The 15,323-nt window shown below is 63.5% G+C and carries 18 protein-coding genes; 4 read left to right on the top strand and 14 right to left on the bottom strand.

Annotated elements, in window-relative coordinates; all coding sequences use genetic code 11:
* The 10 genes from EN750_RS02465 to EN750_RS02420 all read right to left on the bottom strand — a co-directional run.
* The coding region (locus EN750_RS02465; protein ID WP_127395535.1) for a cupin domain-containing protein at window positions 1-552 on the bottom strand (552 nt) is incomplete at its 3' end.
* A gap of 1 nt (window position 553) precedes the next feature.
* On the bottom strand, window positions 554-1,810 hold the full coding sequence (locus EN750_RS02460; RefSeq protein ID WP_127395534.1) for a cysteine desulfurase-like protein: 1,257 nt from the start codon (window positions 1,808-1,810) through the stop codon (window positions 554-556).
* 70 nt (window positions 1,811-1,880) lie between these two features.
* Window positions 1,881-2,645: a cyclase family protein gene (locus EN750_RS02455; protein ID WP_245482584.1), complete on the bottom strand. Its 765-nt coding sequence runs from the start codon at window positions 2,643-2,645 to the stop codon at window positions 1,881-1,883.
* Entirely contained in the window at window positions 2,642-3,820 is a 1,179-nt protein-coding gene (locus EN750_RS02450) for an ABC transporter substrate-binding protein (protein WP_127395533.1), read from the bottom strand. The genes EN750_RS02455 and EN750_RS02450 overlap by 4 nt, the downstream gene beginning before the upstream one ends.
* On the bottom strand, window positions 3,817-4,866 hold the full coding sequence (locus tag EN750_RS02445; RefSeq protein ID WP_027040063.1) for a branched-chain amino acid ABC transporter permease: 1,050 nt from the start codon (window positions 4,864-4,866) through the stop codon (window positions 3,817-3,819). Before EN750_RS02445 ends, EN750_RS02450 begins: the two co-directional genes overlap by 4 nt.
* Entirely contained in the window at window positions 4,863-5,765 is a 903-nt protein-coding gene (locus EN750_RS02440; protein WP_013528427.1) for a branched-chain amino acid ABC transporter permease, read from the bottom strand. The genes EN750_RS02445 and EN750_RS02440 overlap by 4 nt, the downstream gene beginning before the upstream one ends.
* Complete coding sequence (locus EN750_RS02435; RefSeq protein WP_081738954.1) at window positions 5,762-6,493, bottom strand: ABC transporter ATP-binding protein; 732 nt, start codon at window positions 6,491-6,493, stop codon at window positions 5,762-5,764. Before EN750_RS02435 ends, EN750_RS02440 begins: the two co-directional genes overlap by 4 nt.
* Window positions 6,480-7,259 (bottom strand): ABC transporter ATP-binding protein, encoded by a 780-nt coding sequence (locus EN750_RS02430; protein ID WP_050596724.1) that lies wholly within the window; start codon window positions 7,257-7,259, stop codon window positions 6,480-6,482. Before EN750_RS02430 ends, EN750_RS02435 begins: the two co-directional genes overlap by 14 nt.
* 201 nt (window positions 7,260-7,460) lie before the next feature.
* Window positions 7,461-7,919, bottom strand: a complete 459-nt coding sequence (locus EN750_RS02425) for a nuclear transport factor 2 family protein (RefSeq protein ID WP_027040066.1) — start codon at window positions 7,917-7,919, stop codon at window positions 7,461-7,463.
* Between the two features lie 88 nt (window positions 7,920-8,007).
* Window positions 8,008-8,367 (bottom strand): hypothetical protein, encoded by a 360-nt coding sequence (locus tag EN750_RS02420; protein ID WP_127395532.1) that lies wholly within the window; start codon window positions 8,365-8,367, stop codon window positions 8,008-8,010.
* A gap of 80 nt (window positions 8,368-8,447) precedes the next feature.
* Between EN750_RS02420 and EN750_RS02415 the strand changes: the two genes are divergently transcribed.
* The 3 genes from EN750_RS02415 to EN750_RS02405 all read left to right on the top strand — a co-directional run bounded on the left by EN750_RS02415 (window position 8,448) and on the right by EN750_RS02405 (window position 11,245).
* On the top strand, window positions 8,448-9,026 hold the full coding sequence (locus tag EN750_RS02415; RefSeq protein WP_127395531.1) for a TetR/AcrR family transcriptional regulator: 579 nt from the start codon (window positions 8,448-8,450) through the stop codon (window positions 9,024-9,026).
* A gap of 44 nt (window positions 9,027-9,070) precedes the next feature.
* Window positions 9,071-10,336 (top strand): beta-ketoacyl-ACP synthase II, encoded by a 1,266-nt coding sequence (fabF, locus tag EN750_RS02410; RefSeq protein WP_127395536.1) that lies wholly within the window; start codon window positions 9,071-9,073, stop codon window positions 10,334-10,336.
* Between the two features lie 93 nt (window positions 10,337-10,429).
* Window positions 10,430-11,245 (top strand): oxidoreductase, encoded by an 816-nt coding sequence (locus EN750_RS02405; RefSeq protein ID WP_127395530.1) that lies wholly within the window; start codon window positions 10,430-10,432, stop codon window positions 11,243-11,245.
* A gap of 38 nt (window positions 11,246-11,283) precedes the next feature.
* On the opposite strand, the gene EN750_RS02400 is transcribed toward EN750_RS02405, so the two are convergent.
* The 4 genes from EN750_RS02400 to speB all read right to left on the bottom strand — a co-directional run bounded on the left by EN750_RS02400 (window position 11,284) and on the right by speB (window position 14,538).
* Window positions 11,284-11,931, bottom strand: coding sequence for an amino acid ABC transporter permease (locus tag EN750_RS02400; RefSeq protein WP_027040068.1), 648 nt, complete (start codon window positions 11,929-11,931; stop codon window positions 11,284-11,286).
* Window positions 11,928-12,584 carry an amino acid ABC transporter permease gene (locus tag EN750_RS02395; RefSeq protein ID WP_027040069.1) on the bottom strand — a complete coding sequence of 219 codons (657 nt, stop codon included), beginning with the start codon at window positions 12,582-12,584 and terminating at the stop codon, window positions 11,928-11,930. The genes EN750_RS02400 and EN750_RS02395 overlap by 4 nt, the downstream gene beginning before the upstream one ends.
* Before the next feature lie 6 nt (window positions 12,585-12,590).
* The gene (locus EN750_RS02390; protein WP_127395529.1) at window positions 12,591-13,397 is read right to left on the bottom strand and encodes a transporter substrate-binding domain-containing protein; all 807 of its coding nucleotides are present in this window, start codon (window positions 13,395-13,397) and stop codon (window positions 12,591-12,593) included.
* Window positions 13,398-13,476: 79 nt separating this feature from the next.
* Entirely contained in the window at window positions 13,477-14,538 is a 1,062-nt protein-coding gene (gene speB / locus EN750_RS02385; RefSeq protein WP_127395528.1) for an agmatinase, read from the bottom strand.
* A 211-nt stretch (window positions 14,539-14,749) separates the two neighbouring features.
* Between speB and EN750_RS02380 the strand changes: the two genes are divergently transcribed.
* Window positions 14,750-15,323, top strand: a 574-nt coding sequence (locus tag EN750_RS02380; RefSeq protein ID WP_127395527.1) for a LysR family transcriptional regulator, incomplete at its 3' end; no start/stop codon positions are given.

Below are 15,323 nucleotides of genomic sequence, written 5' to 3'. Positions count from 1 at the left end.
GATACGGACCGTGGTCGAACCGATATTGCGGTAGCCGTGGCCGAGTTCGGAGTTGAAATAGAACACGTCGCCTGCCTCGAGCGCCACCACGTTCGCCTCGACCAGCAACTCGACGGAACCTTCGAGCACGTAGCCGAATTCCTGTCCCTTATGGCTGATCAACTCGGGGCTGCCGCCGCCGGCCTCGATCACGTGGACGTTGATCTGCAGCAGATATTCCGGACCGGATGGCACCAATTGCTCGAGCACGACATGGTTGCCTGAACGCCGATGTCCCGTCTCCATGTGCGGACGCTCGTTGTGCCGCAAAACGAACACTTCCGAGGCATTGTGCTGCACCGTGCCGAACATCGCGTTCATGTTGATGCCCAGCGCCTGCACCAGCCGGTGCAGAGCCGCCATCGAGGGCGTCGCGCGGTCGTTTTCGATCTTCGAGAGATAGCCCTCGGTCAGCCCGATGCGCGCGCCGAGCTCTTCCAGGCTGAGGCCAAGCACCTGTCTGGCATGGCGCAGCTTGACGCCGATCCTCGGGGTTCCGTTTTTGTCGCGCATGTCAGGTCCGCGTCTTCATCCAGGTTGCCAGCTTCGCCAACAGGAAATCGACTTCCGCCTCGGTGTTGTAATGGGCCAGCCCGATGCGGACGACGCCGTTGCGGTCCGCAAGCCCCAGCCGCTTGATTGGCTCCAAACCGTAATTGTGGCCGTGCCAGAGATAGATGCCTTCCTTTGCCATCGCCTTGGCGATATCGGCGGGATCGGGTCCGTCAACGGTGATCGATACGGTAGGCACACGGCGCGCCAGCGCCGCCACATCTGATATGCCCTGGATCAAGACGCCATCAATTCTGGACAATCCGGCAATCAGCCGTGCTGTCAGGACACGCTCATAGCGGTCGGCGGCTTCAATGCCGGCGACGATGCGCTCCCGCCGCGTCGCCTGCGGGTGGACGTTGCCGAAGGACTGTCCGAGCCAGGCATAGTGCTCGACGGCGCCAAGCACCCCGGCAAGCGCCTCGCGGCTTGTCGTCCCCGTCTCGAATTTTCCAGGTGGCGTGTTCGAAGCCGCGCGCACTCTATAGGCGGTCAGCGCCTGCAGCAGATCGAACCGGCCCCACAACACCCCGTGATGCGGTCCGAAAAATTTGTAGGCCGAGCAAACCAGGAAATCACAGCCAATCTCCTGGACGTCGATCACCCCATGCGGCGCGAACTGCACCGCATCGATGTAGCTCAGCGCCCCGACAGCGCGTGCGCGCTGCGCAATCCGCTTGACGTCGTTAATCGTGCCGGTAACGTTGCTGGCATAGCCGACGGCGACCAGCTTGACCTGCTCGTCGATAGTGGCCTCCAGCGTCGACAGGTCGAGTTCGAACGTTTTTGGATCGAGGTCGATCCAGCGCACTTCAAGCCCGCGATCCTCCGCCAGCATCAGCCAGGGTGCAACGTTGGCGTCATGATCCATGCGCGTCAGCACGATGGCGTCGCCGGCGTTCAGATCGCGGCCGATTGCGCGCGAGACGGCGAAAGTCAGAGTCGTCATGTTCTGGCCGAACACCACCTCACGCCGGTCCGCGGCATTGAAGAAATCGGCCATCGCCTGATGCGCGTCGTCGACCATCGCCTGGGCCGCGAGTGAGGTTTCAAAATAGCCGCCAAGATTGGCGTTGGTCTCGATCATGGCACGCGTCATACGCTCGATCGATCGGCTCGCCATCTGGGTTCCCGCGGGATTGTCGAAGAAAATCCGCTTTTTCGGCTCGGCACCTCTCGCCATCGCCGGAAAAGCATCGCGGACTGTGTCTATATCCATGTCTGAATTCCGTGTCTGATGATCGTTGTGTGGCGGTCCCTAGACCGCCACCAGCTGCGGCTTCACGCGTTCAGCCGGCCGCTTCATGGATGGCGACAGCGCGAGCCGGGAAGCCGGATCCGGCCTTTGGCTTTGGCCAGCTTGCCATTATCAACGCACCGGCTTCAGGCACCTTGTCGAGATTGGCCAGGAGCTCGATCTGCCAGCAGTCGCGGGACAGCACATAGTATTCCAGGCTTGCGTCACCCGCGGAAGTGGCGCGGCCGGGATCGGTATCCATGCCCTCGTGCCCGATGGCAGCGACACCGCGGCGTTCCAGAAGTTCCTCCAGCACCGGCTTCGACCAGCCCGGCGCATGCGAGATACCGTCGGCCGACTTGTTCTGAAACGCCACCGGGTCTGGCCAGCGCGGCCACCACCCGGTGCGAAGTGCGACAAAACACTTTTCGGGGACACGGCCGTTCCGCGTCTCCCAAGCGGAAATGTCGTCGAGCGTCGGCGTCGCGTCGGGATCGGCGGCGACCCTGTCGCTGATGTCGAGGATGACCAACGGCAGAAGCATCTCCGCCACCGGCAGTTGGTCGATCGAGCGGCCGCCGTCGATGAAGTGCACCGGCGGATCGACATGGGTGCCCCACTGTCCGACGAAGGCGTAGTGGTGGACCTGGAAGGCGTCGCCCTTCGAAAAATCGAGCAACGCACGGCGCTCCTCGTCCGGGAAGGCCGGGAAATGCGGCTGGCCCGGATGAAACGCATGCGTCAGGTCGGTGAAGGTCGCGGCGGAGAGCCGCGACCTGTAGATGTCCCAAAGGGAACCCGGAGTGGACAAGATCACGGCTCCGCGACAAAGGTCGGTGCCGCTTCACTTGCCAGGACAAGCTTGCCGTCCTTGACACCGATGACCGAGACCGACTTGTCCGGCACCGAAATGCCCGGGCGGTAGGTGATCGTTCCGGTCACGCCGTCGAGCCCGGACGTAGCGGCCAGTGCGTCGCGGATCTTGGCCGGATCCGGCGCGCCGGCACGCTTGATCGCGTCGGCCATCAGCTTGACCGAGTCGTAACCGAGCGCAGCGAAAGCGTTCTCCGGGGCATTGCCGACCGACTTGGTGTAGGCGTCGATGAAGGCCTGCACCTTCGGGGTGGCGCCCTCACCGATATAGGCGTGGGTGGTGAAGTAGGTGTCCTTGGCTGCGTCGCCGCCGACCTGGATCAGCAAGGGCGTGTCGTAGCCGTCGCCGCCAATGACCGGCAGGTTGATGCCGGCCTGGCGCATCTGCTTCAAGATCAGGCCGATTTCCTCGGCATTCGACGAGGCATAGACGAAGTCGGGCTGCGGCGACAGCGCCTTCAGTTTGGCGATCTGCGCGGTAAAGGTCTTGTCGCCGATCTTGTAGGTGTCGCGCTCCAAAATCTTGCCCCCGCCATGCTCGTAGGCGGTGACGAAGTAGTCCGACAGCAGCGTTGTGTATTCGGTGCCGATGTCGGTGAGCAGGTAGGCGGTCTTGCCGTTCAGCTTGTTCAGCGCAAATTCCGCGCCAACCGCGGCCTGAACGTTGTCGCCGAAGGCGGCCAGGAAGATCTCGTTGCCGAGCTGGCTCGGCAATTTCGGCGAGGTCGCGCCGGGGGTGATGAACGGGATCTGCGCCTTCTGGACCTGCGGTCCGATGGCCAGCACCGAGTCGGAATCGGCGAAGCCGATGATGCCGACGACCTTGTCGCTGTCGATCAACTGGCTGGCGACGGTCGAGATCGTCGTCGAATCGCTCTTGGAGTCGTAGATCACCAGTTCTATCTGCTGGCCGAGCACGCCGCCGGCGGCGTTGATTTCGCTCGCTGCCAGCTTGGCGCCGTTCAGCATCGGACCGTCGAGGGAGGCCTGGATGCCCGTCAGGTTTGCCGGATAGCCGATCTTGATCGTGTCGGCAGCAAGTGCCGTGCTGGCCGAGGCAAGCGCGAAAAATGCGCCCAGTCCCAGGCCGATGGTGCCGCGTCGAGTGAGTTTGATCATCGTTTTCGTTCCTCTGTCTGGTTCACCGTTGCCGATCTTTGGGTTAATCCGAACGTAAGTTCCCGGTCCCCCATGATCCCCTTCGGCCGGAAGATCATGACTAGAATGAAGATGAAGCCGAGCACGATCTGGCTGGCGCCAAACAGGGCCGGCACCGCAAAATCGCCGATCGTGAAGCCGCGTTCGACCGAGCGCAGGACCTCCGACAACAGCGAAACGCAGATGACGCCGACCACCGCGCCGGTCAGGGAGCCCATGCCGCCCAGCACCAGCATTGTGATCAGGCTCATCGTCAGCGCGAAGTAAAAGGTGTTCGGCGAAAACGAGCCGAGATAATGTGCGTAGAGCGACCCGCCGACGCCTGAGAAGAACGCGCCTATGACGAAGGCGATCAGTCTGGTCCGCAACACGCCGATTCCGACAGCGCTGGCCGCGATCGTGTCGTCGCGCACCGCCTTCATGGCGCGCCCGAAAGGCGAATAGACCAGGCGCGCCAGCACGAACACCGTGATGGCGAGCCAACCCATCACCCAGGGCAACGTCGTCTCCAGCGGCACGCCGGTGAACGTGCGGGCGCCTCGGGTGAAGTCCGACGCATTGATCAGCACCACGTTGACGATAATCAAGAATCCCATCGTCGCCACCGAAACGAAATAGCCCGACAGGCGCATCAAGGGGTAACCGACGACCACCGCAAGCAGTGCCGTCAGAAGACCTGCCACCAGCGTCGCCGGCAGGAAGGGGAGGCTGAAAGCATGCAGAAACGTCGGCAGATGCGGCAGCAGCGCCATCTTCTGCTGCACCGGGATCGACAGGATTCCCGAAATATACGCGCCGGCGCCGATGAAGCCGACATGACCGAGCGAAAACACGCCCGTAAAACCGTTGCTCAGCGACAGCGCCAGCACCAGGATAGCATTCAGCGCGATCAGCAGGATAATCCGGACGAAATAGTCGCTCAGCACGTGCGGTGCACCGAAAGCGACAGCTGCTCCCGCCACCAGGGCGACGAGGACGAGGAGTGTGATCCGCGCTTCCCGGCTCACAGCTTTATCTCCCGGTTTGGCTGGAGCAGCCCGCCCGGGCGCACCAGGAGGAAGGCGATCAGCACGGCGAAGACGATTGCGTCGCGATAGGACGAAACGCTGCTCGGCAGGAATGCGACGATGAAGATCTCCAGCGCGCCCAATATGTAGCCGCCGACCAGGGCGCCCGCGATCGACCCGAAACCGCCGATGATTGCCGCCACGAAAGCCTTCAGGAGCGGCGTGAAGCCCATCTGCGGCTGCACCACGCCGGCCTGTGCCGCCCACAGAATGCCGGCGAGGCCGGCATAGGCGGAGGCGACGATGAAGGCGACGATGATCAGCCGGTTGACGTTCAGACCGACAAGGTGTGCCGCCGACATGTCCTCAGCCGCGGCGCGCATGCCGAGCCCGGTCGTGGTGCGCGTGATGAACCAGCCGAGGAGCAGCAGCGACACGAAGGTCAGCGCGATGGTCAGGAGATTGATGCTGGTGAAGGTGATGGCGCCGTTCGACATTTCCCAGGAGGTGTTGAGAATATCGGGGAGTGGAAAATTGCGCGGCGAGGAGGTGAACACCAGGATGCCGACGTTCTCGATGATGTAGGTGACGGCGAGGCTGGTGAGCAGTCGCGCGACGTCGGGCGCGTCGCGGATCGGACGATAGGCGATGCGTTCGATAAGGAAGCCCGCGACGGCGGCCGCGGCGATGCCGCAGATCACGGCGACCGGGAACGGAACGCCGATGCCGACCAGCAAGGCAACCCCGAAGGCCCCTACCATCATGACGTCGCCATGCGCGAAATTGGTCAGCTTGAGCACGCCGAAGACGATCGACAGGCCGACCGCCACCAGTGCGTAGAGGCTGCCTAGGCTCACCGCATTGACGATCTGCTGCAGGATATAATCCAGTTGGGTCATGTTGCCGCCCCAAGATATGCCTGAGCCACGCGTTCGCTGTCGCGCAGTTCCGCGGACCGGCCCGACAGCGCCACCTGACCCGTGCGCAGCACATAGGCACGGTCGGCGAGGTCCAGCGCGAGCGTGATGTTCTGTTCCACCAGCAGCATCGTCATGCCCTGGCGCTTCAGTTCGGCAAGCGCGCTGAAGATATGGCGCACCAGCAGCGGCGCAACGCCGAGCGAAGGCTCGTCGAGCAGCAGCAGGCGCGGCGCCGCCATCAGCGCGCGCGCCAGAGCCAGCTGCTGCTGTTCGCCGCCCGACAGCGTGCCGGCCAGTTGCTTCAGCCGCTGCTTGAGAATCGGGAACAGCATGAACATGCGCTCGCTGTCTCTGACGACGGCCTCCTTGTCGGTGCGGGTGCAGGCGCCGAGCCGCAGATTGTCGGCCACCGTCAGGCCGCCGAACAGGCGCCTGCCCTCCGGGCTCTGCGCGATGCCCAGACTTACGATGCGCGACGGAGCGATACCTCCAATCGGCTTGCCATCGAAGATGATCTTGCCGCCGCGCGGCCGCGACAGGCCGGAAATGGTGCGCAAAGTCGTGCTCTTGCCGGCGCCGTTGGCCCCCACCAACGCCACCACCTCGCCGGCATGGACGTCGAGCGAAATGCCCTTCAGCGCACGCACCGCGCCGAAATTGACCTCGAGGTTCTCGACGCTGAGCAGCACGGGGCTAGGCGTGGCCAAGATACGCCTCCCGCACTTTCGGGTGTTCGCGCACCTGCTCCGGTGTTCCGACGCAGATCACCTCGCCAGTCGCCAGCACCTGGATGCGTTCGCACAGCGCCATGATCAGGTCCATGTCGTGCTCGACAACGACCACCGTTACGCCGTAGCGGTCACGGATCGTCCGGATCAGCGCTGCCAACACCTTGGTCTCGTTGGAATCAAGCCCGGCTGCGGGCTCATCGAGCAGCAGCAGTTGCGGGCCGGTCGCCAACGCACGCGCAATCTCCAGCCGCCGCTGATCGCCATAGGGAAGATCCGCGGCGACCCTGCCGGCCTGATCCGTCAGGCCCATGAGGTCGAGGAGTTCGTCGGCCTTCTGCCGCGTCGCGGCCACCCGCTCGCGATAGCGCCGACCGCGCAGCACGGTGTCGACGGAGCCGACAGGATGGCGCAACTGCGCCGCCGTCAGCACGTTCTGTGCGACGCTGAGGCTGCCGAACAGGCGAGAACCTTGAAAGGTGCGGGCAATGCCCATCGCGACGATCTGCGACGTGCGCAGGCCGACGATCGAACGGCCCTCCATCTCGATGCTACCGGAATTCGGCTGGGAGAAGCCGGTGATCAGGTTGAAAAGCGTGCTCTTACCCGAGCCATTCGGCCCGATTACCCCAACGATTTCACCTTCGTGGAGCTCGATGGAATGATCCCGCAGGGCAACCAGCCCTCGAAAGGCTTTTGTCAGCCCAACCGTCTTCAACAGCACTCGACTCGACTGTCTATCCACGCGCCGGTTTGCCCCTGTCCGCCCTCGCCGCCCCGTTCGGCCCGGTCAAGCATCAAATGGACAATTCGAACGGTAAGATGTCAAGGCCTATTCCTAACAGGAAAGCTGTATGCCTGCCTCGGCTCGACCGATGCTGCGACATGACGAAGACGATCAGCGACCGGTCCGTAAACCTGGGCCGGCCCTCGGACCGCGCTTCCGCTAGCTTGTTATCTGTTCGGCGACAGCTTCTTCGAGGCCGGCTGCGGCTTGAGCGGCGAGACCGCGCGCCGCCGCCTGTGAATCGTAAAACTCCTCGAGCGCATGAACCGTGCCCCACCGCAGCGTGAACACGTGGAGACCACGGTTGATGTAGGACGTATCGCCGTTGAGCAGGGTTGCGGTGCCATCCCACTGGGCGAACACGGTGGTATGCCACGGCCAGCCCTTCACCCAGACGTGGTTGACCGTGAGCTGGAGAGTGGGCAGAACACGGCCGAGGCGCTCGAACCAGCGGCGCAGGGCTTGCTTGTCGTGGCGCTCCCCACCAAGAGCGTGGGCGCCGCCGACCCGGTGATGGACATGTGGCGCGATGGCCTTCACCGCCGCATCCCAGCGATGGTTGTTGACGTCGTCGAAGCTCTGCCGGATCGATTTTTCGACAAAATAGCTGTAAAGCATGTGACCTCTCTCCAGACTTGTTGGTGGCGCGCCGTTCCGACGCGAGAGCCCCGGCCAGCATCGCGCGGCCGCGGCCTGCGCGTCAGGGTCAGGGCATTGTCGCGTCGGCCCGCTGGGATGTGTCAGTCTCGGTCGAGACCGTCACCTCCTTGCCGGACCTTGAGAACGCGTAGAGCGAGCCCGGGTAGCCCGGTATGGAAAACGCCACGGAGTCACTGTTGGCGAGGACCATGACAACCCGCAGCGGATCACCCCCGGCCTTCGATGCGAAAGTGGCGGTGACCTCCAGCAGGTCGCCGTTCGGAACGTAGTAGGCCACCATGTCCAGGTGTCCCTGGTGCAGGCTGCCGCCTTCGATCGGCCGTCCGATGGTGGCTTCCTCGGCAAGAGCCGGGGTTGCAAGAAACAGCGCCGCCAGAAGCGAGGCGCCCAGGGTTTTGCGTGTCATCTCATTTGTCCTTTTTTAGATTGCGTTCACCCTCTATATAGGGTATAGATTACGAATGCAATCTAAAAAAGGAGATGACGATGCGTGTGAGTCGCACTCAGGCCGCGGAAAACCGCGAGACCGTGATCAATGTGGCAAGCCGGCTTTTTCGGGAGCGCGGCTTCGACGGCATCGGCCTCAAGGATCTGATGAAGGGGGCCGGGCTGACCCAGGGCGCCTTTTACAAGCAATTCGAGTCGAAGGACGATTTGGCGGCGCTGGCGTCCAGGCGGGCGATGGAAAGCGCCACCCACAAATGGTCGGCCGCGACCGCGGCAAATCCTGGGAATCCTCTCGATGGGGTGATCTCATTCTACCTCAGCATGGATCATCGCGGGGAAAAGATGGACGGCTGCCCGGTCGTTGCGCTCGGCTCGGATGCGGCCAGGCAAGGTGCCGAGGTGAAGGCGTCATTCGAGGCCGGGATCAAGGCGTACCTTGAGATGCTCGGCGGTTGGGTTGGCGAGGGCGACAGCGAAAAGACCGGCAACAAGGCAATGGCCGTTCTCTCGACGATGGTCGGCGCGGTCGTGCTCTCGCGAGTCGTCAACGACCCCGACCTTGCGCGGGCTTTTCTGGATGCGGCGGCCGATCAGGTTCGCGAAGCAGTCGCCGCTTGAACGGCGCGAGCAACGCCGCCGGCACACCAAGAATAGGAGAGCAGATGCAACGGATTGTCGTCACGGGCATGGGAGCGGTCACGCCCTTGGCCGCCAATGTCGAAGCGTCCTGGTCACGCCTGCTTGCCGGCCGGTCGGGCGTTCGCAGGCTTCCTGACGATGTGGTGGGAGAGCTGCCGGTTAAAATTGGCGGCGTGGTTCCCTCCCTGGGCGAAGATCCGGAGGCTGGTTTCGATGCCGATGCCGTCCTGTCCGCGAAGGATCAACGCAAGGTGGACCGGTTCATCCTCTTTGCGCTGGCTGCGGCGGAAGAGGCGCTCGCGCAGGCGCAATGGAAGCCTGCCCTGGAAACGGAGCGCCTGCGCACGGCCACGATCATCGCTTCAGGGGTCGGCGGGTTCCCCGCCATCACCGAGGCGGTGCGCACGGTGGACCTGCGTGGCGCCCGCCGCCTGTCTCCCTTTACGGTGCCGTCCTTCCTGGTAAACCTCGCGGCGGGCCACATCTCGATCCGTCATGGTTTCAAAGGTCCACTCGGCGCACCGGTAACGGCATGCGCGGCGGGCATCCAGGCGATCGGCGACGCCGCCCGCCTGATCCGGGCCAACGAAGCCGACATCGCCGTGTGCGGCGGGACGGAAGCGTGCATCAACACCGTCAGTCTCGGCGGTTTCGCAGCCGCTCGTTCTCTTTCGACCGGCTTCAATTGGGCGCCGGCTCAAGCCTCGCGCCCTTTCGACACATCGCGGGACGGCTTCGTCATGGGCGAAGGAGCCGGCGTGCTGGTCATCGAGGCATTGGACCACGCGTTGGCGCGCGGCGCAAAGCCGTTGGCTGAGCTCGTCGGCTACGGCACGACCGCGGATGCCCACCACGTTACCTCCGGGCCGGAGGACGGCGACGGCGCGCGTCGGGCCATGCAGATCGCGATTGCCCAGGCAGGGATTTCGCCACGCCAGGTTCGTCATCTCAATGCGCATGCGACCTCCACGTCAGTCGGCGACCTGGGTGAGATCGAAGCGATCAAGAGCGTGTTCGGGCGCGATTTCGCGATAGCTGTCAGTGCCACGAAATCGGCGACCGGGCACCTGCTCGGAGCGGCCGGCGGGCTTGGTGCTATCTTCGCAATCCTGGCGCTCAGGGATCAGGTCGCCCCGCCAACCCTCAACCTGGGCGAGGCCGATCCGGCCGGCGACGGAATCGACTTCGTCGCCAACGCACCCCGGCCCATGGAGATGGAGTACGCGATCTCCAATGGCTTCGGCTTCGGCGGCGTGAATGCCAGCGCCCTGTTAAGACGCTGGAACTAACCGGTAGCCGGACGCAGTCATGACCAACGCCCTTTGCCCCGGCCTCTCATGCTTTTCCCAATCCGATCCAACGCAAAGAAGGATATGATTTCCATGAACAAGACCAATCCTGGCGTCGCCCTGGTCACAGGGGCATCGTCCGGCATCGGGCGCGCTACCGCCGACGCCTTGCTAGGCGCCGGCTTTCGCGTCTTCGGAACCAGCCGTCGCACGGGCTCCCAGCAATCCGCCGGCGTGACCATGCTGACCTGCGACGTGACCGACGACGCGTCCGTCGCGACAATGGTCGAGGACGTTCTGGCCAAGGCTGGACGCATCGACCTGCTGGTCAACAATGCCGGCATGGGCCTGTTTGGCGGCGCGGAGGAGTCCTCGACCGCTCAGGCCAAGGCACTGTTCGACGTGAACGTCTTTGGCGTCTTGCGCGTGACCAACGCGGTTCTGCCGGCGATGCGGCGCCAAGGCAAGGGCAGAATCGTCAATTTGAGTTCGGTGCAGGGGTTCATCCCCGCTCCCTATTTCGCACTCTACTCGGCTACCAAACATGCCATCGAGGGTTATTCCGAGTCGCTCGATCACGAATTGCGCCCGTTCGGCATTCGCGTTTCCCTGGTGGAGCCCGCCTATACCCGCACGGCATTCGAGGACAACCTTGCCGCCCCCGACCGGTCGCTCCAAATCTACGACTCCGCGCGTGTCGGCATGACCACATCAGTGCGCAAGGCGATGGAAAAAGGCGATGCGCCCGAAGTGGTCGCCAACACCGTTTTGGCCGCGGCGACCGATCCCGCGCCGAAGAAACGCTACGCGGCGGGAAAAATGGCGCGCCAGGTCAGTTTCCTGCGCCGTTTCGTCCCCGCATCCGCATTCGACAAGAGCCTGCGCAAGCAGCTTGGGCTGCCGGCCTGAAGTCGAGCGCTAACCGTAAGGACAGCTACCTTGGCGCGTCAGCGAGCAGCCGCCTGTTTCTCGAGCCTGCGGGCGTATTGCGTCAGCGGAAAGCACATGATGAAGAAGATCAGAGCCACCAGCCCGTAAACCTTGAACGGTTCGAAGGTCGCATTGTTGATGGCATTGGAGGTCCGCACCAGTTCCTCGAAGCCGATGATGGAGGTGAGCGCGGTCGACTTGATCAGCTGCACCAGGAAGCCGACGGTGGGTGCGCGGGTGATCGAAAAGGCCTGCGGCAGGATGATCAGCCTCAGCTCCTGCAGATAGTGCAGGCCAAGGCTGGCGCCGGCGTCCCATTGGCCCAGGGGTAGCGCCGCGACGCCGGAGCGCCAGATCTCGGCGAGATAGGCGCTGGCGAAGAAGGTCAGGCCGAGCGCCGCCGCCGTCCAGGGTTCGATGCGCAGGCCCAGCATCGGCAGCCCGAAGAACATCAGGAACAGCTGCATCAGGAGCGGCGTTCCCTGGAACAGGGCGATGTAGCCGGAGGCGATGCGCCGGCTCCATTTGTTTTTGGCGATCCTGAAGAACAGCACGATCAGGCCGACGATGCCGCCGCCGATGAAGGCGGCCAGCGATAGCAGCACCGTCCAGCGGGCGGCGAGCAGCAGGTTGCGCACGATGTCCCAGGAGGTGAATTCGATCATGACACGCCGGCTCCGAGCGCACGGCGCCCGCCTGATACCAGCAGCCGGCGCAAGGCCATCGACAGAGCGAGATAGACCAGCGTCACGACGAAATAGGTCTCGAAAGAGCGGAAGGTACGCGCCTGCAGCATGTCGGCCTCGTAGGTCAGCTCACGCACGGCGATCTGCGACACGACGGCCGACTCCAGCATCATGATGACGACCTGGCTGGTGAGCGCGGGATAGATGATCTTGAGCGCCTGCGGCAGCACGATCTTGACGAACACCTGGCGTGGCCGCAAGCCCAGCGCGAGCGCCGCTTCCGTCTGCCCGCCGGGCACGGCGTCTAGCCCGGCGCCGACGATCTCGATGGTGTAGGCCGCCATGTTGAGCGTCATCGCCAGCATGGCGGCCAGGATCGGGTCGAGCCGGATGCCGAGGCTGGGCAGCCCGAAGAAAATGAAGAACAGCTGCACCAGGAACGGCGTGTTGCGCATCACCTCGACGTAACAGGCGATTGCCCGCTTGAGCAGCGCCGGCCCGTTTCGTCGCCCCGCGGCACCCAGGATGCTGAGCAGCGTTCCGGCCAGCGTGGTCACGGCGATCAGCAGGATCGTCGTGGCCGCGCCGTGCGCGATGTCGCCCAGGGCACCCGGGAGCCAGGCAAAGGCCACGGAAACTCAATCCTTGAGGTTTTCGGGATTGAGCGGCGTCTTCAGCCAGGCTTTCGAGCTTTCGTCCAGCTTGCCGTCGGCCAGCATCTTGGCGACCGCATCGTTGACAGCCTTCTTCAGGCCGTCCTCGTTCTTGTTGAGGCCGATATGCGAGGGCGAGGTCAGAAGCTGGAACTTCTGCTCCGGCTTCAGTGCGTCCTGCTTGGCCAGCACCTGCGCGCCGACGTCGTTGCCGACGACCATCAGCTGCGTCTGGCCGGAGATGAAGGCCTGGATCACAGAATTGTAGTTGTCAAAGCGCTTGATGTCAGCCGACGCCGGTGCTGCCTCGGTGAGCGACGTGTCTTCCAGCGTGCCACGATTGACGGCGATCGACTTGTCGGCGAGGTCTTCCTTGCCCTTGACCGCAAGTGCCGCCGGACCGATCACGGCGATGTAGTAGGGCGCGTAGGCGGCGGCGAAATCGATGACCTGCTCGCGTTCCTTCGAGTAGCCGACGCTCATCAGGATGTCGACGCGCTTGTCGTTCAGATACGGGATGCGGTTCTGGCCGGTGACGGCGATGGGGTTGAGCTTCACCTTGAGCGTATCGGCAATGTATTGCGCGACATCCATGTCATAGCCCTTGAGGCTCATGTCGGCGCTGGCCGAGGAGAAGGGCGGAAAGTCGGCGAAGACGCCGACATTGATGGTGCCGGCCTTGGTGATGTCCGCCAGCGCATCGGCGCTAGCGGCCTGAATTGAAAGGCCGAAAACGGCTGTGCCAAGCATCAGCACGGCGGCGATGGATGAGAATGTCTTTCGGATTGTCATTGTTATTCCCCTCTGGAAGCTTTGTTTATTCGGGTCGGCCGTCGGCTCCAGCGCGGCGGCCGCCTTTGCTTTCTGAAAGTCAGGCGCCCTTGCCGGTGACAGCCGGGCTGAACACCATCAGGCTCAGTATCTCGAACAGCACCTGTGCGGCGGCATGCGCCGTGTTGGTGGTCGCGTCATATTGCGGCGCCACCTCGACGACGTCGCCGCCGACGATGTTGAGGCCCTTGAGGCCGCGCAGCAGTTCAAGCACTTCGCGCGTCGTCAGCCCGCCGACTTCCGGCGTACCGGTGCCGGGCGCGAAGGCCGGATCGACGCTGTCGATATCGAAGGAGACGTAGGTCGGGCCGTCGCCGACTATTCTGCGGGCCTTCTCGATGATGGCCGGAATGCCGAGGCCGGTCACCTCCTCGGCATGCACCACGGTCATGCCGGACTCGTAGGTGAACTCCCACAGATATTCGGCCGAGCCGCGGATGCCGATCTGGATCGTGCGCGTCGGGTCGAGCACGCCGTCAAGCACCGCGTTGCGGAACGGGCCGCCATGGTGGAACTTGGTCATGTCGAACAGGCCACTGGTGTCGCAATGGGCATCGATGTGGATCAGACCGACAGGCGCCTTCTTGCCGACGGCCTTCAGGATCGGATGGCTGATTGAATGGTCCCCGCCGATCGACAGCGGAATGACGCCGGCATCGACGATCTGGTTGGTGCGGCGCTCGATATCCTCATGGCTGATCTCCAGCCGGTAGCGGCTGCGGAACGGCGTGTCGCCGATATCGGCGACCCGGAGCTCATGCGTCGGCGCGCATTCCAGCACGTGATTGTAGGGGCCGATGCGCTCGATGGCGCGCAACGCCCTTGGCCCGAAGCGCGAGCCCGGCCGGTTGGTGACGCCGAGATCCATCGGCACGCCGATCATCGCCACCTGCAAATCGCCGAAATCCGGATTGTCGGCCGATATTTCGCGGTACGGCGCGGCGAGGAAGGTCGGGATGCCTGAATAGGGCGCCAGCCGCGTGCCGCTCTTGGAAAAGATCTTGTCGGCGACCTTGCGGAACTTCGGGTCGAACATCTCGCCGCCATGGCTTTCGCCATATTTGCGACGCAGCGCGTCGAGCTTGCCGCGATCGTATCCCATGTCCGCTCCTCCTGCCGGGCTGATGCAGTGCGACCGTTGGTGATGCCTGGCGAACCGACCGTCATCCGGCCGGGTCGCTGTCCCGCTGGCTGCCTGCAGATTTCACGTCTTGATGCTGTTCCGGGCTCAAGTGTCTGGCAGCGGCATTGAAAAATCAATTGATATTGTTAGGGTGTTTTTTGTGAGAAAATCTCACAACAAAGTTGATACCATGAACAAGCGCCTGCCACCGCTGAATCCGCTGCGCGCCTTCGAGGCAACGGCCCGACACGGCTCGCTGACCAAGGCGGCGAGTGAGCTGAACGTCACGCATGGCGCCATCAGCCACCAGATCAAGGCGCTCGAGCAGTCGCTCAGTGTCAAGCTGTTCGAGCGTGTCGGCCAGCGGGTCAAACTGACGCCGCATGGCGCGGAACTTCTGCCGGCGGTATCGAGCGCATTCGACAGCATCGCCGCCGCCACCCAGCGCATGACAAGGCCGGCGAGCAGCGGCACGCTTTCGGTCTCCTGCGTGCCGGCGCTGCTGTTGCTGTGGATGACCCCGCGGCTCGGCAGTTTCATGGCGCAATATCCCGACATAAGGCTGACGCTTATCCCCTCCAACGATGCCAAGGATTTGCGGGCGCCCAACATCGATGTCTGCGTGCATTATGGCGACGGCAGTTGGACCGATTGCTGGATGCGCAAATGGTCGGGGCTAGAACTGTTTCCCGTGGTCAGCCCGACCTTGATCAACAATCGGCCGATCCGCAGCGTCAGGGATCTCGCCGACCATGTCTTCCTGC

The organism is Mesorhizobium sp. M7A.F.Ca.ET.027.03.2.1 (genome assembly GCF_003999175.1).
GTDB lineage: Bacteria > Pseudomonadota > Alphaproteobacteria > Rhizobiales > Rhizobiaceae > Mesorhizobium.
This window is presented reverse-complemented; position numbering and strand designations above follow the sequence as displayed.